17 protein-coding genes are annotated in these 20760 nt (G+C 63.2%); 11 read left to right on the forward strand and 6 right to left on the reverse strand.

The genetic code is table 11. The features are described 5' to 3' along the window. Positions 1–60 precede the first annotated feature (60 nt). Both folE and B2246_RS18890 read left to right on the forward strand, forming a co-directional pair. Positions 61–786, forward strand: a complete 726-nt coding sequence (gene folE, locus B2246_RS18885; RefSeq protein ID WP_008643845.1) for a GTP cyclohydrolase I — start codon at positions 61–63, stop codon at positions 784–786. 23 nt (positions 787–809) lie between these two features. Next, entirely contained in the window at positions 810–1253 is a 444-nt protein-coding gene (locus B2246_RS18890; protein WP_008643847.1) for a BLUF domain-containing protein, read from the forward strand. Positions 1254–1310: 57 nt separating this feature from the next. Here the strand turns inward: B2246_RS18890 and B2246_RS18895 are convergent, their stop codons facing one another. Beyond that, positions 1311–1565, reverse strand: a complete 255-nt coding sequence (locus tag B2246_RS18895) for a hypothetical protein (RefSeq protein ID WP_008643850.1) — start codon at positions 1563–1565, stop codon at positions 1311–1313. Between the two features lie 257 nt (positions 1566–1822). On the opposite strand from B2246_RS18895, the gene B2246_RS18900 reads away from it, so the two are divergent. From B2246_RS18900 to B2246_RS18915, 4 genes are all read left to right on the forward strand, one after another. Further along, positions 1823–2764, forward strand: a complete 942-nt coding sequence (locus B2246_RS18900; protein ID WP_186425716.1) for a hypothetical protein — start codon at positions 1823–1825, stop codon at positions 2762–2764. A 380-nt stretch (positions 2765–3144) separates the two neighbouring features. Continuing rightward, entirely contained in the window at positions 3145–3798 is a 654-nt protein-coding gene (locus B2246_RS18905) for a response regulator transcription factor (RefSeq protein ID WP_286882591.1), read from the forward strand. Positions 3799–3806: 8 nt separating this feature from the next. Then, on the forward strand, positions 3807–7277 hold the full coding sequence (locus tag B2246_RS18910; RefSeq protein WP_008643855.1) for a hybrid sensor histidine kinase/response regulator: 3471 nt from the start codon (positions 3807–3809) through the stop codon (positions 7275–7277). A gap of 190 nt (positions 7278–7467) precedes the next feature. Then, positions 7468–8856: an MFS transporter gene (locus B2246_RS18915; RefSeq protein WP_286882592.1), complete on the forward strand. Its 1389-nt coding sequence runs from the start codon at positions 7468–7470 to the stop codon at positions 8854–8856. Between the two features lie 55 nt (positions 8857–8911). Here the strand turns inward: B2246_RS18915 and B2246_RS18920 are convergent, their stop codons facing one another. The 3 genes from B2246_RS18920 to B2246_RS18930 form a co-directional block, all read right to left on the reverse strand. After that, entirely contained in the window at positions 8912–9898 is a 987-nt protein-coding gene (locus tag B2246_RS18920; RefSeq protein WP_008643857.1) for a Bug family tripartite tricarboxylate transporter substrate binding protein, read from the reverse strand. Between the two features lie 68 nt (positions 9899–9966). Then, a complete protein-coding gene (locus B2246_RS18925) occupies positions 9967–10779 on the reverse strand; it encodes an SDR family oxidoreductase (protein WP_008643858.1) in 813 nt (270 codons plus the stop codon). Positions 10780–10816: 37 nt separating this feature from the next. Next, positions 10817–11659: an IclR family transcriptional regulator gene (locus B2246_RS18930; protein ID WP_008643859.1), complete on the reverse strand. Its 843-nt coding sequence runs from the start codon at positions 11657–11659 to the stop codon at positions 10817–10819. A 308-nt stretch (positions 11660–11967) separates the two neighbouring features. On the opposite strand from B2246_RS18930, the gene B2246_RS18935 reads away from it, so the two are divergent. The 5 genes from B2246_RS18935 (at position 11968) to B2246_RS18955 (ending at position 16605) form a co-directional block, all read left to right on the forward strand. After that, positions 11968–12831, forward strand: coding sequence for a branched-chain amino acid ABC transporter permease (locus B2246_RS18935; protein ID WP_008643860.1), 864 nt, complete (start codon positions 11968–11970; stop codon positions 12829–12831). A 19-nt stretch (positions 12832–12850) separates the two neighbouring features. Then, the gene (locus B2246_RS18940) at positions 12851–13879 is read left to right on the forward strand and encodes a branched-chain amino acid ABC transporter permease (RefSeq protein ID WP_008643861.1); all 1029 of its coding nucleotides are present in this window, start codon (positions 12851–12853) and stop codon (positions 13877–13879) included. Beyond that, a complete protein-coding gene (locus B2246_RS18945) occupies positions 13872–14636 on the forward strand; it encodes an ABC transporter ATP-binding protein (protein WP_008643862.1) in 765 nt (254 codons plus the stop codon). The genes B2246_RS18940 and B2246_RS18945 overlap by 8 nt, the downstream gene beginning before the upstream one ends. After that, complete coding sequence (locus B2246_RS18950) at positions 14623–15330, forward strand: ABC transporter ATP-binding protein (RefSeq protein ID WP_008643863.1); 708 nt, start codon at positions 14623–14625, stop codon at positions 15328–15330. Before B2246_RS18945 ends, B2246_RS18950 begins: the two co-directional genes overlap by 14 nt. A 102-nt stretch (positions 15331–15432) precedes the next feature. Further along, on the forward strand, positions 15433–16605 hold the full coding sequence (locus B2246_RS18955; protein ID WP_008643864.1) for an ABC transporter substrate-binding protein: 1173 nt from the start codon (positions 15433–15435) through the stop codon (positions 16603–16605). Positions 16606–16797: 192 nt separating this feature from the next. On the opposite strand, the gene B2246_RS18960 is transcribed toward B2246_RS18955, so the two are convergent. Further along, positions 16798–19176, reverse strand: a complete 2379-nt coding sequence (locus B2246_RS18960; protein ID WP_286882593.1) for a DUF6600 domain-containing protein — start codon at positions 19174–19176, stop codon at positions 16798–16800. A gap of 188 nt (positions 19177–19364) precedes the next feature. Further along, entirely contained in the window at positions 19365–20690 is a 1326-nt protein-coding gene (locus tag B2246_RS18965) for a putative bifunctional diguanylate cyclase/phosphodiesterase (RefSeq protein WP_186425745.1), read from the reverse strand. Between the last annotated feature and the right edge of the window lie 70 nt (positions 20691–20760).

Below are 20760 nucleotides of genomic sequence, written 5' to 3' on the forward strand. Positions count from 1 at the left end.
TGCCATATAGTGAAGCACCGCGCACCGCGTGCGCCGACGCCCAACTCCCTGCGGCCACTCATGTCACACAAGGATCAGTCCGATCGCCCCGAGCACACGCCCACCGCCTCGCCCGTATCCAACCGGATTCGGGCGCGCATCGAGGCTGCCGGCGAGCGCTTCCATGCCAACGACAATATCTCTCGCCATATCGAGCACGGTGAACTCGAAGCCCTGCAGGCCGAGGTCGAAGCCCGCATGGAAGAGGTGTTACGCACGCTGGTGATCGACGTCGACCAGGATCACAACACACGCGAGACCGCTCGCCGCGTAGCCAAGATGTATCTCAAGGAGATCTTCGCGGGACGCTACGCGAAGGCACCGGACGTGACCGAGTTTCCGAACGTGGAACAACTCAACGAACTGATGATCGTCGGGCCCATCCGCGTGCGCAGCGCCTGCTCTCATCACCTGTGCCCGATCATCGGCAGCTTGTGGGTGGGGGTGATGCCGAACCGCCACTCCAATCTGATCGGCCTGTCCAAGTACGCGCGACTGGCTGAATGGATCATGTGCCGACCGCAGATTCAGGAAGAAGCCGTAGCGCAGATCGCCGATCTGTTGCAGGAGAAGATGAATCCAGACGGCCTGGCGATCGTCATGGAAGCCGAGCACTTCTGCATGCACTGGCGTGGCGTGCGCGATACCGATGCCAAGATGACCAACAGTGTCATGCGCGGCTCGTTCCTCAAGGACGACAAGCTGCGCCGTGAATTTCTCACCCTGCTGAATCTCAATCGCCGCTGACTCGCTGCCCGGAGGGAACACCGATGCTAGTCCGCCTGCTCTACGCCAGCCGTGCAAGACAGCCGCTTGACGCCGATGTGCTGGATGCCATCCTCGACACCAGCCTGGAACAGAACCTGCGTCATGGCATCACCGGCGTGCTGTGCCACAGCAACACCGTCTTCCTCCAGGCGCTGGAAGGTGATCGGGAAGCCGTCTCTCGGCTTTTCCTGAATATCGGCCGCGATGATCGCCACCACCACGTCGTGCTGCTGAGCTACGAAGAGATCGCCGAGCGCGCCTTTGCCGGCTGGTCGATGGGGCGCGTCAACGCGGGCAAGCTCAATGCCGCGACGCTGCTCAAGTACTCCGCGCAAGGTGAACTCGACCCCTGCCGCATGCCCGGTGCGGCATCGCTGGCACTCCTCACGGAACTGATCGCCGGGGCGTCGATCGTCGGCCGCGGTGGCGAGCGAGGACGCCACTGATGACCGAAGGCGAGCCCGGCGGCTACATGACCACGTAAATACGTGCGCGTTTGCGGATTACTGGGTAGATACCTGCCCGAACAGGCCGCATTCAAGATCGCTCTCGAATTCCTCGATCCACGCCGACCCCGGGCCGGCCTCGTAGACGCTTTCCGCGCCGGTACGCTGCCGCCGCACCGTCACCTGACGGGCTGACGTTCCGTTTACATCAAAAACTTCGAACTCCTGGGCTGCAAGACCAACCTGCCGGAACAAGGCTTCGAGATCCTGACGTTCGTTGGCGGGAAACTCGGCGAATTGACGCATTGCCATGGCACACCTCCATGCGGGGGTTGTACGGCGCGATGCAACGTAAACAGCTGGCACGCGCGGCTTAGAGAATGCCACCAAAACCAACGGCAAGTGGCGCGCGACGAAAGACCATGGTCTGGTCGAATGTATTGTGACGCAGCCGACGTTCGCGGCGCGGCGGCATACATCGCACATTTCAAGGAATAGCGATGGACCCGACACTCCCCAGCCCGTAGTGTTTTTGCTCATCCACTCATTCATCACGGGCGAGACACACAATGCAGACGAAATCCAGCACGTTACGGGAGACGGAACACCGGCGAAAAGCCATCCTGCAAACGGCGCAGGCCCAGGCGGAAGCGCTCAACGGGATGTATCGGGACACACTCTCAGCGTTCCTCGTCGCACCAAATGCCGTGCCGCTGCCACGAGCCGCCCGTGCGATGTTCTGGCTCGGGCGGCTGCGGCAATGGCGCGCGATCGACCTGAGCGGCGACGAAGCATGCCCGCCCCCCAACGTGACCTCCCTGCAACTCGGCGTCATCGAGTCCATCGCCGGCACACATGCGCTGGCGCTCCACAAGGAAAAATGGAGTGGCCCGCACAGCCGTCAGGCATACGAACGCGATATGGCCCTGCAGGTAGCGATGCTGCTAGCGCTGGAGTGGCGCGAACTCGCTGCCTTCGCACTGCAAGCCTGGTTCGGCACCAGCAGCGAGCTGGCTTCCCTGCACCCGGTCAGTGGCATGACCGGCTTGATCATCGGTGTCGCGGGTCAGGCGCTTGGGGTCGGTGTGCCGCAAGCCACGTTCCAGAAGGGTGACGCCGTACTCTCAAAGATCGTCGAGCACTGGCAGGATAGCGATATCGCATTCGCGCCGCTGGCTCGTGAGCTGGCCGACAGACACGTCAACCAATGCCGGCTCGACACCGACCACTCGCTGTTCGACTTCGATCACCCCGTCGAGCAGGCCATTCCCGTCGAGCTTTTGATGCTTCTGCGCTTGCGCGACGGCGACGGCGACGAGGTCCCGGCATGGCTCGCCCGCCACGGTGCTTTCTCCCATCCTGCGGCGGTCATGCTCAAGGCGATCACCCCATCTCAATCGCAACGGTGTCACAGCTTCATCACCAGCGCCACAACGCTTCTCCCTCAGTATGGAGACTTGTCCGCCGCGCTCGACCGTCAGCTCTCCGCGTCGCGCAGAATTTCAAGCTAAATCGTCGATTTGTCCCACCTATCGCCTTACCTGCCTTCGATTTATTTGCATCGAAACCATCAAAATCAGTCGAAGTACGATTTTAGTTTGATTAGTTAATTGCGAGAATCTTCGCCTTACGACTCTTGCCCGAACGCCTCCGCATGACTCTCCCGTCTCCATCACGACTGCGACGATATTCGTGCAGTTGAGATGCCATAGTGACATTCGCTATCGAACAGTTACAACACAAGTTGATCGCAAACAATTTCGACTAAACAGGTACGACTATCTCGCGCCGATACGATATAGAGTAATTTCCCTAATTTTCAGATAGCTAAACCCCCTCACGCAGCGCGTTCGCCCGAATGCGTTGCCTGGCTGCGAAAGGACATTGATGCATGACTGCGAAAACCATTCGGGTGGCGCTGGCGGATGATCATCCGCTCGTCGTTGTCGCTTTGCGAGATTGCCTGCAGCGTACTCCCGGCTTCCAGGTGGCATGTGAATGCACCAACGGCAGTGAACTGGTTGACGCCTTGACGCAGAATCCGGTCGACGTTGCCGTCACCGACTTCAGCATAGGGCATGGCGATACGTCACTGGACGGATTCAATCTATTGCGCAAACTACACAGGCGCCATCCGGACACGCGCATCGTGGTGGTCAGCGCCCAGACGAACCCTGGCGTGGTCAGCCGCGCGATGAAGCTCGGCGCGCGCGCGTTCGTCAGCAAGGAAGACGAACTCGACGAAATCGTGCGCGCCTGTATCCATGTCACCATCAGCAACGGCCATTTCTATTCGCCGTCGATTCGGGCGGTGCTGGACAGCGCCACCGCGGCGGCCACGGCCGCCCCAGCCACGGAGCTGACATTGCGTGAGCTCGATGTCGTCCGGCTCTATGCGCAGGGCTTCCAGCTCACCGAAATCGCCAACAAGCTCGGGCGGTCGGTGAGCACGATCTCCAGTCAGAAAACCGTTGCCATGCGCAAGCTGAGCGTCCAAACCAATACGGACCTTATTCGCTACGCCTATGAGAACGGCCTGATCTGATCCTTCAAATGCAGCAAATACTCGATCGCACACAGGAGTCGCTGGCGCAGGCGTTTGCTTCGCTGGCGCGCAACGCAAGACGGCAGCGTCAGCTCTACTACGCCACAGTCGGCCTCCTAATTGCGATCGTCATCGTATCGGCCATCCTGCTCGGCGGGCTTGCGGCTGCCAAGCAGCTCGACATCCGACGCAGTCATCTTGCCCAGTATGTCAGCGCGATCTCCCTTCAACTCCAGAGCGATGCCTCATTCCTGCGCCGAACGACGCTGACGGTGGCGCATTACCTGAATGCCCGCAGCGATTCGCCCACCGATCCAGATCTTCTCGAACGCATACGTCGTACTGGCATCGCCGTTGCTCCTGATGGCCGCTACACACTGCTGGTACCCTCGAGCACGCAGCAGGCCTGGGGCCGTTCGCTTCCAGAACGCGTCTGGCAATTGCAGCAGATTGCCATTGCTGCGCTGACCACCCGCGTCGCCTTCGAACTCGATAATCCCGCCTATGTGGTCGACGCGAATGCCGAGTACGCCGTCATCCTGACACCGTCTCCAATGCCACTCGACGTGGCGCTTCTGATTGCCGAGCAAAACGACCCTGTGGAAGTACTGCGGGACAAACTCGTTCAGGCCTTGCAGGCCCGGACCGGACAGGAGCTTCCGCGTAACGGAGAGCAGGTTTGGATCGGACCCGTCGAGGATCCGGTGCTGCACTCGCAAGTCATGACGTCCGTGGTAGGGACAACGGCAGGCGACGGACACCGACCTGCGCTCATCGCATCGAGTACACCTGTCAATGCCTTCCTGTCCCAGCTCAAGCGCCCGAGCGATCCAGCCATGCTGCTGTTGCTCAACCACGCGGAAGACCGCATCGACATCTCCCCGCGGGGAAGCTCGCTCGAAGTCGCGGAACGCATTCTCTCGCGCACACGCCGCCTGCCCCCCGACACACTCCGGCTCGGAAGATCCGGCCTGGTGCTGGTGCAGCCATTGCGCCAGGATTTCGGCTCCCTTGTCTATTTCCTGGCCTACGGCAAGCTATTCAGTTCGATCTACTACGAACTGATGACCATCGGGTCCCTGAGCATGATGTTGATCATCGCGATCGTGATATCCACACGCTACTGGGACATTCATTTGCTGAGACACGGCCAGGCCGAAGCCGCCCGCGCGCTCGAGAACGAAACGATCAACCATATCCTCGTCAATGCCACGCCGATCGGGCTTTGCATCGTCCGCCAGCAGGACCACGTCATCGTGACCTCGAACCTGGTTGCCGACACGTTGCTTGGATGCAGTCGGGGAGCGACGATGCCCACCCGGATCATCGACGCCTTGCGCCAGCGCCCCTCGCAGGCTTTCAGTGACGCGTTCGGGCCAATTGCGCAGATCAGGGTGCCCGGGTACGCCCATGCCGACGCTTCCCGGCGGTGCAATTCCACGACGGAAGCCGCACCTGCTTCAAAGCCACAGTTTCTGCAAATTACATCAGCGCCCGCCAGATACCGCGGAGAGTGCGTGCTCTTCTGTGCCATTCAGGACGTAACAGCACAACAACAACTCGAGCAGAAGCTTCGATCCGCCCAGCAAGCGACGGAAGCCATGATGCGTGCCCGATCGAATTTCTTTGCCGCGATGAGCCACGAGATACGCACGCCACTGAATGCGCTCCTGGGCAATCTCGAACTGCTCGGGCGCAGCCGCGGCCTCGAGGCACACGCAACACGGCTACGCGCATTGCAGTCGTCCTCCGAAGGGCTGCGTCGGATCGTCAACGATATTCTTGATTTCTCGAAGATAGATGCTGGCGAGATGAAGCTGGTGTCCGCACCTTTCAATCCGCTCGACGAACTTGAAAGTCTGTCCCTTTCCTACGCGCCCATGGTGACGGATCGACCGATCCGCTTCTACGCCCAACTTTCGCCTACCCTGAGTACGCTTCTGAGGGGCGACCGCATGAGGCTGGCGCAGATCGTCAACAATCTGCTTGGCAATGCGTTCAAGTTCACGGCGAGCGGGAAAATCACGCTTAGTGCGGAGATTTCTCGAGATGCCCAAGGAATGGCGACGCTGGTCTGCCGGGTGCGAGACACCGGAGACGGCATGTCTCAGGCGCTGGCTTCCCGTGTATTCCAACCCTTCGTGCAAGGCGAGACCAGCACCACGGCGTATTACAGCGGCACTGGACTCGGCCTCTCCATCTGCGCCCGACTGAGCGAGCTGATGGGCGGACACATCAGCGTTGAAAGCGTGGAGGGCGTGGGCAGTGCCTTCACGGTAGTCATTCCGTTTGCCGAGCCTGCGGCAACGGCCCCGGCACATGGATTGACGATGCTTGGTGGCATGGTCATGGTGCTATGCCAGGAAACGGAATCTGGTGCCACGCTGGAAGCCTGGCTGACAAGAGTCGGCTGCCAGGTGCACGTGCTGCCGGCCAGTTGCGCCGCCCACACCTGGCTATGTACCAGCCATCCCCAGATCATGGTTGTGACCGGAGAGTATGGGCTCGACACAATCAGATCACTTCGAACCATTTGCCCGGCGAACGCCGTGTGGATCACACGCAATGGGCCGGATCGCCCAGCAGAGCTGGAATCGGGAATCTTTGAGGTTTCCGCATACAACCATGCCGCCATCCTGGCCGGCGTAAAAACCGCATTGATCGGGCCACCGCGACCGGTCGAAACAACAAACGGAACCGCCGGCGCAAATGGAAAGGCGCAGGCCGAAGCGACTCCCCATTCGCCCGATCAGCGTGGCACGGTTCTGGTCGCCGAAGACAACCCACTGAACCGCATGCTGATTGCCGAGCAACTCGAGACGATCGGCTGGACGTCAATCGTGGTCAACGATGGGCGCCAGGCACTCGCGGTGCTCGATCAACAAGCTGTCGACATCGTGCTGACCGACATCCAGATGCCGGTAATGAACGGATACGAACTGCTATCTGCAATCAAGGCCAAAAGGCCGCCGCTGCCCGTTTTTGCATTCAGCGCGGTCACGCACGCCGGTCAGGCCTCCGACTGGCATGCTCGCGGATTCGACGGCTACATTGCCAAGCCAGTGTCGCTGGCGGAACTGGAGCACGCCCTGCACGGCGTGTCCCTGCAACCGGACGTAGATGCCGCGCGCTCCACACCCGCCTCCAGCGACAGTCCCGCCGATATCGTCCCGGCGGCCGATCGCGAGCGCTACCGGGCGCTGCTGCGCGAACACCTGCAAACGGATGAGCCCAAGCTTGCCGGCATCCTGCTCAGCCGCAATACCCAAGCCTTGGGCCAATGGGCTCATCGTTGCGCGGGGGCATTCCTGATCGTCGGCGCAACCACCATCGTCAAGCTCTGTCGAGCCGTCGAGCGCCTCTGCGATGACGGAAACGAGTGGTCGCCCCTCCTGGAAACAGAAGCCGGTGCATTGCAGGCGGCGGTGCATGACTTCCGCGCCAGCCCGGATCAGCCCGAGGAAACGTCAACTACTTGATCCGGCGACGCAAGAAAGCGTTGTCACGTAGCCGCATGACGCACCGTGAGAGATATCCAGATTTGCGCTGCATGGCCTGACAGGACGATAATGGCGGGGCCGTTCTCTTCCTGATCCAGGGCGCCAAAAGCGGTCTGACGGGGTCTCCGGGCCCGGAATGGCAAGCCCAAGCCGCTCTCTGCCCCGTTCCATGCAGCCCCATCAAGGACTCCCCTATCCCCAGCGTGCCTGGGCAATCCTGACCGTCTTCTGCGGTCTCATCATGGCCGTGCTCGATGGCTCGATCGCCAATATCGCGTTGCCATCGATCTCCCGTGAGCTTAACGCCGAAGCCGCCAGCACGATCTGGGTCGTCAATGCCTACCAGTTGACCGTTACCATCTGCCTGTTGCCGTTGTCGTCACTGGGCGACATCCTCGGCTACAAGCGTGTGTACCGGACTGGGCTGGCAATCTTCCTCATCGGATCGCTGCTCGCCGCATGCGCGGTGAACCTGCCGATGCTGGTGGCGGCCCGTGTCATCCAGGGCATCGGTGGTGCCGGCATCATGAGCGTCAATACCGCGCTCGTGCGATTCATCTATCCGCCGACCAAGCTCGGACGCGGTATCGGACTCAACGCGCTGGTGGTTGGCGTGACGATCGCCGTTGGCCCTTCACTCGGCGCGCTGATCCTTGGCATCAGCAGCTGGCCGTGGCTGTTCGCGGTGAATGTACCGGTGGCCATCGTCGCGCTATGGATCTCGCGCTGGGCGCTGCCTGACACACCGGCCCAGCCGCGCGCGTTCGACTATCCCAGCGCCGTGCTGTCCGCAGTGGTCTTCGGCATGTTTATCCTCGGCGTCGACAGCATGGGGCACGCAACACTGCGCGTCGGTGGCGCGATCGGGATCGCGTTGGCCATCGTCCTCGGCTGGCTGCTGGTGCGTCGCCAACGCGGGCGTCCGGCGCCGCTGGTACCGGTCGATCTGTTCGCGAGCCGCGCCTTCACGCTGGCTGTCGGCACATCGTTCTGCTCGTTCATGACGCAGATGCTCGCGTTCGTAGCCTTGCCGTTCTATCTCGAGTATCAGCTTGGACGCAGCCTGCAGGAAACGGGCTTGCTGATCACCCCCTGGCCGCTGATGGTCGCCTTGATGGCAGCGCTGTCCGGCAGGCTGTCGGACTGCTATCCGGCCAGCATTCTGGCAGGCGCGGGTCTGATTATGCTGACTACCGGTCTGATTGGCCTGGCCTTGCTCTCGCCAACCGCCAGCAGCTTCGATATCGCCTGGCGCACCGCGCTGTGCGGTATCGGCTTCGGCTTCTTCCAGTCCCCGAACAACCGGGCGATGATCGGCGCCACGCCACGTGAGCGAAGCGGCGGTGCCAGCGGTGCTCAGGCAACGACGCGTCTGCTGGGACAGACCACGGGAACCGCAGTGGTCGCGCTGCTGTTCAGCCTAGACAACGCTGGTGCGGCGAGAACCGCGCTCTTCGCCGCCGCCTGCGTGGCGGCGATCGGCGCAATCATCAGCTTCAGCCGGCTGCGCGACGCCCTGCCCGCACCGACCGAAGGCGCGGCCGAGCCGGACGCCTGACTACCCAAGGGCCAGGACTCGCGAGAGCCCCGGCCCTTGCCGGGAAGATGCGGTATTAGTCCGCCTTCGCGCCAGAATCCTTCACGACCTTCGCCCACTTGGCGATCTCGCTGCGCTGATACTCAGCCAGCTTCTCAGGCGTCCCGAGAACCGGATCGAGACCCAACGTCTTGAGCTTTGCCTGCACGTCGGGCTGCGTGAAAATGCGGTTCATCTCGGCGTTCAGCTTGACCACGATCTCTTTCGGCGTATGTGCCGGCACGAAGACCGCGAACCACGATGTTGCCTCGTAACCGGGCAGGCCCTGCTCGGCGATAGTCGGGATGTCCGGTGCGGAGGCCGAACGATGCGCACTGGTCACGCCCAGCGCGCGCAGCTTGCCCTCCTTCACCACCGGCAGCGCGGACGGCAGGTTGTCGAACATCATCGTGATGTGGCCGCCCAGCAAGTCCGGAATGGCCATCGCCCGCCCCTTGTATGGAACATGCTCGATTTTCGTTCCCGCCATCGTGTTGAACAGTTCGCCCGCCACGTGCAAGGACGTACCGATACCCGGCGTGCCAAACGTCAACTGCCCCGGCTTGGCCTTGGCCAGCGCAATCAGTTCCTGCACGTTCTTCGCGGGCACGGACGGATGCACGACCAGCACGTTCGGCGTGGACGCCAACAGGATCACGGGCGTGAAGTCCTTGACCATGTCATAGGGCATCTTGCTGTACAGCGCGCCATTGATCGAATGCGTGCCGACCGTGCCCAGCGCCAGCGTGTAACCATCGGGCGCTGAGCGGGCCACCGTCTCCGCGCCGATATTGCCGCCCGCGCCCGGCTTGTTGTCGACGATAACGGGCTGCCCCAGCGAGAACTTCTCGGAAAAAATCCGCGCAAGAATGTCCGGCGCACCACCGCTCGGAAAGCCGACCACCATGCGGATCGGCTTGGCCGGATAGGCATCGTTCGCCTGCGCGGCGGGAATCGCCGCTAACGAGGCCGCGGCAGCCAGCATCGCCACGACATGGCGACGCGTGAACATTCGTACATACATGGATCTGTCTCCTGATTCTCCGGGCTTTTCGCCTCTGGATATGGGATAGGCCCGCGCGGGGCCCTGAGTTAAACGACGATGTTGCCAAACTCCTTGGTGACCTGGTCGTGCAGCCGACGCATGCCACGCAGCCACCGATCGTAGTCTTGCCCCTTGCGACGGTAGTACTCCAACACCTCGGGGTGCGGCAGGATCAGGAAGCTCTCGTTGGCGACGCCTTCGAGCGTCTTCTCAGCCACGTGCTCGGCCGTGACCGAACCAGCCTGCAGGAAGCCCTTGCGCTCGCCGCCCTCGCCGAACAGCATCTTCGTCTGCACACCCTGCGGGCAGATGCAGCTCACCTTGATGCCGCGGTCGCCGTAGGTGATCGACAGCCATTCGGCAAAGCCGATCGCCGCGTGCTTGGTCACGGCATAAGGCGCCGATCCGATCTGCGAGAGCAGACCCGCAGCCGAGACCGTGTTCACGAAGTACCCATCACCACGTTCGAGCATCTGCGGCAGCGCAGCCTTGGCCGCGTGGATATGCGCCATGACGTTGATTTCCCAGATGCGCTGCCATTCGTCCGCGGTGGCATCAAGGCCCTTGCGCAGGATGATGCCGGCGTTTGAGCAGAACACGTCCACCTGACCGAAACGCTGCGTGGCGGTGTCGACCAGATTCTGCACGGCTTCGGCATTTGCCACGTCCACGCGTTGCGAGAAGATCTGGCAGCCTGGCGCGGCCGCCACTGCCTCGGCGGCCACCTGCGACGCGCCGGCCTCGTCAATATCCGCCACGGCGATGCCGCGTGCGCCGGCACGGGCAAACGCCAGCACCAGGGCGCGTCCAATACCGGTGCCGCCACCGGTCACGATTACGGTCTTGTTGCGAACTTCCATGCATGCCTCCAAGGTTCGATGTCTGCGATGAATTGGGTCAGGCTGGCCGCCAGAGTCTTGCCGCGAGCGCGTCCGCCAGCTCGCGAATGCGGGGGCCAAGATTGCCTTCGAGAATTTCGGGCGATAGCCGCGTGGACGCCCCGCCGATGTTGATCGACAGCACCTCCGAGCCATCCGCCAGACTCACCGGCGCGGCGGCGCCACTCACCGAACGGTCCCACTCGGCGTGCGCCATGCAGAAGCCGCGTCGCGCGTGTTCGCGCAGTCCACGCTCGAGCTTGGTGCGGATGGATGCCCAACGCGGCCCGTGGTGACGCTCGAGCTCGGCGAACACCGCGCCTCGCCGATCGGATGTCAGGCCCGCCAGCCACGCCTTGCCGATGGCCGAGGTCGCCATCGGCAGCCGCGAGCCAGGCGTGAGCCTCATCACCAACGCACCACGCGGCTGGCACACCTCGAGATACACCATATCGTGACGATCCGGCGCCGCCAGCGCCACCGTGCAGCCAGTGGCAAACGCCAGAGACTGCATCAACGGCTGCGCGATATCACGAATGCCGGCCCCCGAGAGATAGCGCTGCGCAGGTAGCATCGCCGCCTGGCCAATGCGGTATTTCTCCTGGGCCTCGACGTACACGAGGTACCCGAGGCTGGCCAGCGTGTACGTCAGGCGCGAAACGGTTGGTCGGGGGATGCCGGTACGACGCGACAACTCCGCATTGCCAAGGAAGTCATCGTCCGGTCCAAACGCACGCAGCAACTCCACGCCGCGGGCCAGCGCCGTGACGAAGTTCCGATCCCCATCGTCGGCGGGACGCGCGGCATCGGCCGATACCAGGGCGGTATCGGCAGGCATCGGAATCGAGGTTGTGCGCTTCATTTCGACTTCATATCAGTTTCCGGCAAGGAACGACCGTGCTATGTGCGGAAAGAATAAAGGTCATACACACGGCAAGTAAGGCAAGGTCCGTCCGGACGCAACTTTCACACTGAAATCAGGGATAACGCGGAGGTTCTGAAAGGCTTCTGCAAGCCCATATTTCGCACAGCGGAATACTACGTCCGATCGCTTGACGCTACTTAAAACGCTATGCAACAGTCGTCAAAAAAGAACGACCGTGCGAGAACGTCACGGCGTCAACAGACAGTGTCGGTACAAACCCCTGTATCGGCGCAAGGAGACGGTTCATGGCATTGTTTTTTCAGCAGTTTCTCAATGGCCTGACTTTGGGCGGCGTCTATAGCCTGGTCGCACTCGGGCTGACCCTGGTCTACGGCATCCTGCACGTACCAAACTTCGCGCACGGCGCGTTCTACATGGCCGGCGCGTATGTCTCGTACTACGCCATGACCACGCTGGGCATGAATTACTGGCTGGCCATGCTGGCGGCGGCCGTCGTGGTGGCCGTGCTGTCGATGCTGGCGGACCGCCTGGTCTTTTATCCGCTGCGCCATGCGCCCGAGGTTCACGACATGATCGCCGCCATCGGCATCCTGCTGTTTCTCGAAGCCGGCGCGCAGGCCCTGTGGGGGGCCGACTTCCACCGCATGCCCACGCCGTATGGTCAGATGGTCGAGATCTTCGGCCTGACCGCTCCACTGCAACGGCTGTTGATCATCGTCGCGGCATTCGGCCTGATGGTGCTGCTCCACCTGTTCCTGACGCGCACGGTCACGGGTTCGACGATCGTCGCCATGGCGCAGAACCGCGAAGGCGCCGCGCTGGTCGGTATCGACGCCATGCGCGTGACACTGCTTGTGTTCGCGATCTCTGGCGCGCTGGCCGCCATCGCCGCCACACTCTACGCGCCGATCAACCTGGTCTATCCGAGCATGGGCAACCTGGTCATCACCAAGGCGTTCGTGATCATCATCCTCGGCGGCATGGGCAGCATCCCCGGCGCGATCGTGGGCGGGCTGATCATCGGCATGGCCGAAAGCTTCGGTGGCTTCTACATCTCCACCGACTACAAGGACATCATCGCCTTCCTGCTGCTTGTGATCATCCTGTCGGTGCGTCCGCAGGGCCTGTTCGCCGGCAAGACCGCCTGACAGGAACCAGGAGACCACCATGAAAACAATGCAAGGCAAAATCGGCTGGACGCTGTTGTTCGTCGCGGCCATCGTGTTTCCGCTGGCCGTCCCCAACAGCTACTACCTGACGGTGATGACGCTGGCCTTCATCATGGCCATCGCCACGCTCGGGCTGAACCTGCTGACCGGATACACGGGCCAGCTCAATCTCGCGCATGGCGGCTTCATGGCTATCGGCGCCTACACCCTGGGCATCCTGACCGTCGACCATCAGATGCCGTACTGGCTCGCGTTCGCGTTGTCCGGCGTGGTCTGCATGGTTTTGGGTTATGTCGTCGGCACGGTGTCGCTGCGCCTGAAGGGGCACTACTTCTCGATCTTCACGATGTGCGTGGGCTACATCATCTATCTGCTGATCGAGAAATGGGAGAGCCTGACCCACGGTGCGGTAGGCCTGATCGGCATCCCGGTCCCGGCTTCGATCGGTCCGATCGCCTTCGACAGCGTACAGGCGCAGTACTACCTGGTGCTGGTCTTCCTGGCCCTGGGCACATTCGTCATGCATCGCATCGTCAGCTCGCTGGTCGGCCGCAGCTTCATGGCCGTGCGTAACAGCGATGCTCTCGCGGAAGCGCTCGGCATCAACCTGATGCGCACCAAGGTCCTGTCGTTCGTGCTCTCCGTGGGCTACGCCGGATTCGCCGGCGCGCTCTATGCCGGCCAGGTACGCTTCCTGGGTCCGGACATCGCCCGCACCGACATCACGTTCGACATGGTCATGGCGATGCTGGTCGGTGGCACGGGCACGCTGCTCGGTCCGCTGCTTGGTTCGCTGCTGGTACCGTGGGTCACGCAGACCCTGCAGTTCCTGCAGGACTACCGGATGCTCGTGTTCGGTCCGGTGCTGATCCTGCTGATCATCTTCGTGCCGGATGGCATCGTCGGTTCGTTCCTGAAGCGGCAAGTCCGCCGAGCCGCCGCCGCGCGCCGTGGACAGATGGCCGCCGCGCGCCCGACGCAAACCACGTCCGTCCCGACCACCCGCCCCGGAGCCGAGAATGCTTGAGATCCGCAATCTGACCAAGAAATTTGGCGGCCTGACCGCGGTGCACGATGTGTCCGTAACGTTTGAGACCGGCCATATCAACGCGATCATCGGTCCCAATGGCGCCGGCAAGACGACGTTCTTCAATCTGATCGCTGGCACCCATGCGCCGACATCGGGCCAGATCCTGCTCAAGGGACAGGACGTCGCCGGACTGCGCGCGGACCAGATCGCCCGCCTGGGCGTGGCGCGCACGTTCCAGGCCACCTCGCTGTTCGACCGCGCGACCGTGCTCGACAACCTGATCGTCGGCCATCGGCTCCGCACAAAGTCCGGGCTGGCCGACGTGCTGTTCAACACGCGCCGCCTGCGCGAAGAAGAGAAGCTGTGTCGGGAGAAGGCCGAGGCCGCGCTCGATTTCGTCGGGCTGTCACACCTGGCGCATGAACTGGCTGCGGATATCACCCAGGAAGCGCGCAAGCGCGTGGCGTTCGCGCTTGCGCTGGCCACTGACCCGGATCTGCTGCTGCTCGACGAACCTGCCGGTGGCGTGAACCCGGAGGAGACGGTCGGCCTTGCCGAACTGATCCGCAAGATGGTCCGGCACGGCAAGACCGTCTGTCTGATCGAACACAAGATGGACATGATCATGCGACTGGCCGACAAGATCATGGTGCTCAACTACGGCGAAAAGATCGCTGAAGGGACGCCAGCGCAGATCCAGCAAGATCCGCACGTCATTGAAGCCTACCTGGGAGCCGACCATGTTGCAGCTTGATCGCGTCTCGCTGTCGTACGGCAGCTTCCGCGCCCTGGACAATATCTCGCTGCACGCAGGCGCCGGAGAACTTGTGGTACTGCTTGGCGCAAACGGCGCGGGCAAGAGCTCCATCTTCCTGGCGATGAGCGGCATCCATCGCATCAGCGGCGGCAGCATGCGTTTCGACGGCCGCGAGCTTGGCGGGATGAAGCCGTCGCAAATCGTGCAGGCGGGACTCGTGCACTGCCCAGAGGGCCGCAAGCTGTTCCCCGCAATGAGCGTCGAGAAGAACCTGACGCTTGGCGCCTATGTGCATCGCCGTGACCGGGCCGGCATCCGCAAGACGCTCGAAGAGGTCTACGAGATGTTCCCGATCCTGCTCCAGAAGAAGGATGATCCCGCGGGATCGCTGTCTGGCGGGCAACAACAAATGGTGGCGCTGGGCCGCGCGCTGATGAGCCGCCCGCGCGCGCTGCTGCTCGACGAGCCCTCGCTGGGTCTTGCACCGCTGGTGGTCAAGCAGATGTTCGAGATCATCCAGCGCATCAATCGCGCCGGCACCACCGTACTGCTGGCGGAGCAGAACGCCTACGCGGCGCTCGGCATCGCCCATCGCGCCTACGTGATCGAGAACGGTCACATCGTGATGGAAGGTGATCGCGATACGCTGCTGAAGGACGAGGGGATCAGGAAGGCGTACATCGGCGGGTAATTCGATTCGCCGAACTGGCTGGATGCACCCTTCTCTCACTCGCGGGAAAAGGGCGATAAGGGCGTAGAGAACAAGCGCAGTCAAAACTCAAAGGAGACAGCAATGCAGTACAAGACATTGGGTCGTTTCTTCCCGCTGGCCGCATGCGCGGTGGCGGCATTGGTCGCATCGGCACCGGCATTGGCGCAGGAAGTGGTCAAGATCGGCTACACCGGCCCGCTGTCGGGCGGCGCGGCGCTCTACGGCAAGAACGTGCTGTCGGGCATCCAGATGGCTGTCGACGAGATCAACGCCAGCGGCCTCGAGGTCAAGGGCAAGAAGGTCAAGCTGGAAGTCGTCTCGCTCGACGACAAGTACGCGCCTGCCGAAGCCGCGATCAATGCGCGTCGCCTGGTGCAGCAGTACAAGACCCCGGCGGTGTTCGTACCCCACTCGGGCGGCATCTTCGCGCTGCAGGCCTTCAATGAACAGGAAAAGTTCATGGTGATGGCGTACTCGAGCGTGCCGCGCATCACCGACGCCGGCAACAAGCTGACGATCCGCATCCCGCCGGCATACACCGGCTACATCGAGCCGTTCGTCAAGGCGCAGATGAAGCGCTTTGGCAAGAACGTGGCGCTGGTACCTGCCGACCATGACTACGCCAAGGCCTGGGTGCAAGCGTTCGTGCCGGCCTGGGAAGGCGCGGGCGGCAAGGTGGTGGGCAACAATCCGATGTCGTACACCAAGGCCACCGACTTCTACACCGGCGTTTCGCGCGCCATCGCCGACAAACCCGACGTGATGTTCGTCGGCGGCCCGTCGGAGCCGACCGCGCTGGTGGTCAAGCAGGCACGCGAGCTTGGCTTCAAGGGCGGCTTCATCATCATGGACCAGGCCAAGATGGACGAAATGGCCAAGGTCACGAACGGTCTGGCCATGCTCGAAGGCTCGATCGGCGTGATGCCGCTGGTCAACGACGCACGCCCGGTGGCACAAGCCTATAACGCTCGCTACAAGAAGCTGCACGACGGTCGCGATGCCACCACGGAAATGTCGCTGAACTACACGATGACCTGGGCGCTGGCCAATGCCATGAAGCTGGCAGGCACCACCAGCGACGCAGCGGCCATCCGCGCGAAGATGCCCGAAGCGGTCAAGACGCTGCCGAAGGATGTCAATCCGAACGAGGTGGAAGGCATCGACGCCAAGGGCGGCTCCATGGCCGATACCGTGGTTGGCTGGGTGCAGAACGGCAAGATCGCGCCGGTACGCCTGTCGGAACTGGGCAAGTAAGCAGCCCGCCGGAGAGAGACGACGGAGGAGTGGGACCCTGCTGGCGGGCAAGCCAGCGCCATAACTAGAATCGCAAGTGGAGAGAAAGCAAAGGGCGTCCGATGATTCGGACGCCCTTTGTCTTTCAGGAGGTGCCGCTGGACATCCACCCCCTATCCCGCTAGCTGGCGAGGGTGAAACACCACGGACTCATCAACGACCGTCGTTATGTGCCTGTTCCTCACGACTCTGACGCGCGCGCTCCTGCTGCGCCCGTTGTTGCTGCTGTTGCTGTTGCTGCTGCTGTTGTTGCTGTTGTTGCTGTTGGATCTGGCGCTGGCGGTCCTGCTGTTGGCGCTGTTGCTCCTGCATCTGCCGTTGCTGCTCCTGTACCTGCCGCTGTTGTTCCTGCGCCTGGCGCTGCTGATCCACCTGTTGCCGCTGCATGGCCTGCTGACGCTGCTGCTCGAATTGCTGGCGCTGTTGCTCCTGGAACTGGCGTGCGTGTTCGAGCTGCTGTTGCTGTTGCTGTTGCTGCTGCTGCACCTGCCGTTGTTGATCCATCTGCTGGCGTTCTTGCGCCTGCCGTTGCTGGTCCGACTGCTGTTGCCGCTGCTGCGACTGCCGTTGCTGATCCATCTGCTGACGCTCTTGCGCCTGGCGCTGCTGATCGAACTGCTGCTGACGCTGTTGCGACTGCCGTTGCTGATCCATCTGCTGACGCTCTTGCGCCTGGCGCTGCTGATCGAGTTGCTGCCGCTGCTGGTCCTGCGCCTGTCGCTGCAGCGCCTGCTGCTGACGCTGCTGGAATTCCGCGGACTGCCGCTGGCGTTCTTCCGTCTGGCGTTGCTGGTCGAACTGCTGACGCTGGATCGCCTGCTCCTGTCGTTGGGACTCCTGCGGCAGACCACGCATCTGGTCCGGCCGCGGCGCGAAGCCGCGACCGCTCTGGGCCGCCTGGCTAACCCGCACATCAGGTTGCCACGGCATTGCCTGGGCTGGCTGCCCACCCCGGCGTGAACCCTGTTGCGGCCGCGCTTCCTGCGTCGGCCCCCGCCATGCCGGCCCCGCACCCGCCGTGCCGCCTTCGCGCGCGAAGCGGTTTGCCAGTTCGTCGGGCCCCACACGGCCAGGCTGACGCGCGGCAATCGCCTGCCGCTCAAACCCCGCGCGCGCCATCGGCGGCAGCCCGCGCGGCTGGGCCGCGCCAATCAGGCTGGTCTTGACCGGCGCCATCGGCGGCGCGCCAAAGTTGCCTTCACCAGCGGGCAGATGCCGCCACTCGTCGCGCGTACGGGCACGCGGCACCGGTCGGCCCTCCACGAAGCTCCGCGACGACATGCCAGAGATCGCGCCAGGTACCTCGCGGTTGTTCCAACGATCCCGATCGCCACGGGCGATAAAGTTGTTGTTGATCGTGACGTTGTTGATGCGCGTGACATAGGTCGGGCTGGCGCGATAGATCGGCCGATACACATCGCGCGGGCCCAACGGATACCAGGCCACCCCCGGCCCGCCGCCGATGCTGATCGTCGCGCTCACGCCACCGACGAATCCGACCACCGCTGGCGCATAGTAAGGCCGCACCGAGATCGGCCCCGGCACCCATCCCCAGCGGTTGCCGAAGTAGGCCCAACGCCCATAGTGAGAAGGCGCGAAGCCCCACGGCGCGTCGTCGACCCAGGTCCAGCCCCAGGGCGCCACCCAGGCCCAGTAGCCCGAACTATAGGGCGCCCAACCGGCTGGCTCGGCGCGAGGAAACCACACCGCGCCATAGCCCGGGTCTTGCTGCCAGTCACCATAGTCGTCCAGCGCGGTATAGCCCGTCATATCGCGCGGAACATAACGCGCCGATACGGACTCATCCTCGCGCGCGTCGCGCGCGGCCGTCCACTGGTCGAAGCTGTCGGGTCCACCAACGTTGCCCGGACCGGCATCCGCGAGATCGGCACCCGCAAAGCGCATCCGCTGCCCACGGCTCATTTCGATCGAACGCGTGTCGCCATAAAGCACGGCGGTGCCGTGGCGGATCGACACCTGCGTCGTGGTGCCGTCGGGGGAAACGTCGAGCCGGTAGTCACCCGGCTCACGTGGCACAAACGCCAGATTGGGTGTATCAATCTCCACTTGCTGGTCGGGTGGCAGCGCGCGCACGCGCAACTGGAGCGTGCCTTGTGTCAGTTTTACCTGCGTGGTGTGATCGTCGAGGTTCAGCACCCTTGCGGCGGTGCCGCCACCCAGTCGGATCGCAGTGGCGCCGGCGTGAAGTTCCGCTCGGCCGCCCGGATCGACCCAGACCCGGTCGCCAGTGGTCACTGGCCGATTCAGGCCGATCGCAGCCCATTCGTCGGAGCCCGCCGGAGCAAAACTGAGGCCGCCGGCCGCATCGGTTACCGTGGCAATGCGCGAGGAAGGGTCCGCCGACTGTGCAGTTTCCGGGCCGGCGGGCACTCCGGCTCCGCCTTGCCCCTGCTCGATGTAGCCAGGAGGCATGTTCGGGTTATAGCCCTGAGCGCCGGCCGGTGCCTGCGCGAGCAGCGCGGCCAGGCCGAACGCCACAGGCGCCAGCGCGAATCTTGTATGGGATTGCATGTGTGTTACCTGAGTCCGGTGGGCCACCGCGCCCACGCGCGGCCGCCATCGTGGCGACCTGTCAGTGCCACCCTACATCTGATAACGATGCAGAGTTCTACCTGTGTACCGGACTTTGTAAGTACATATTTCCCCGCGGCCCGGCCGGGCGATGGGGGATAAAGGTGGAAACAAATCCGTCGCCGGTGTCAGCGCGGCTGGCGGCGGAGGTGCTCTGTCAGGAGGTCAGCGGACATCGGGCGCCCATAGAGATAGCCCTGCGCCTCGATGCATCCGTTGGCCAGCAGGAATTCCCGCTGGGCGTTGTTTTCCACCCCTTCGGCGACCACGCCGATGCGCAGGCTCTGCCCGACGTTGATGACCGAACGCACGATCGCCGCATCGACACTGTCTTGCGTGACGTTGCGAATAAACGACTGATCGATCTTGAGCCGGTCCACCGGGAAGGATTTCAGGAAGCTCAGAGATGCATAGCCGGTGCCAAAATCGTCGCAAGTCAGCGTCACGCCATCGCGGCGCAGCGCCTGGAGCTGGCCCGACACCTCGTCGCCCTGCTGCAGTGCGATGGTCTCGGTGATCTCGATCTCCAGCCGGTCGGGCGGCAGCTCGAGCGCCCGCAGCACATGGCGGACCTCGGTCAGCAAGCGGCTTTCGGACAGCTGGGCGGCAAACAGGTTGATCGCCACCCGGGGGGCGTCGGGAAACGTCAGCGACCACGCCCGCGCCTGCGCGCAAGCCGTGTGCAGCAGCCACATGCCGACGTCCGCCGCCACGCTGCTCGCGGCCAGGGCGTCGATAAACGCGGCCGGGGCCAGCAGGCCCAGCGTCGGATGCCGCCAGCGCATCAGTGCCTCCGCGCCCAGCACGCGGCCATCCCGCAGGTCCACCTGCGGCTGGTACAACAGTTCGAACTGCCGCTGGGCGTAGGCTTCCCGCAAGGCCTGGACGAGCGACAGTCGCGTCATCACATCCGTGCGCATCTGCGGCTTGAAGAAGCGGATCGTGCGCCCGCCATCGTGCTTGGCCCGGGCCAGTGCCAGGCTGGCGGCTGCCAGCACATCGGAAGTGGTATCCCCGCCGGTCGGCATCACGCACGCGCCCAAGCTGGCCAGCACATGGTGGCGGCGGCCGTTAAGTTCGTGGGGGGCAGACAGCATCGACAGGATGGCGGCGCTCACGTGCCGCACCAGCGTCGGGTCCGAGATGGAGGTCAGCAGCACGGCGAACTCGTCGCCGCCCACGCGGCCAACCACGGCGTCGCGCGGCGCGGCATCGCGCAGCCGGCGGGCAACTTGCTGGAGGATGGCATCGCCCTCCATATGGCCATGCATGTCGTTGAACGCGCGGAAATCGTCGATGCCAACCAGCAACAGGGAAAAGCGGGGCGTCGCCTCGCTATGCAGGCGCGTTTCCAGCCGATTCAAGAATGCCTGGCGAGCGACCACGCCGGTCAGCGGATCGACATCCGCCGGCGGCAAGGCACCAGTCGCCTGCGCCTCCGACTTGGCCACCATCCCTGCCCTATCTGTTGTGATGAACATGTTCCCTGCTCAAGCTATTTGGCAAGTGTGACGAAAACCTTGG

It is taken from the genome of Cupriavidus sp. UBA2010 (assembly GCF_002335265.1).
Classification (GTDB): Bacteria; Pseudomonadota; Gammaproteobacteria; order Burkholderiales; family Burkholderiaceae; genus Cupriavidus; species Cupriavidus metallidurans.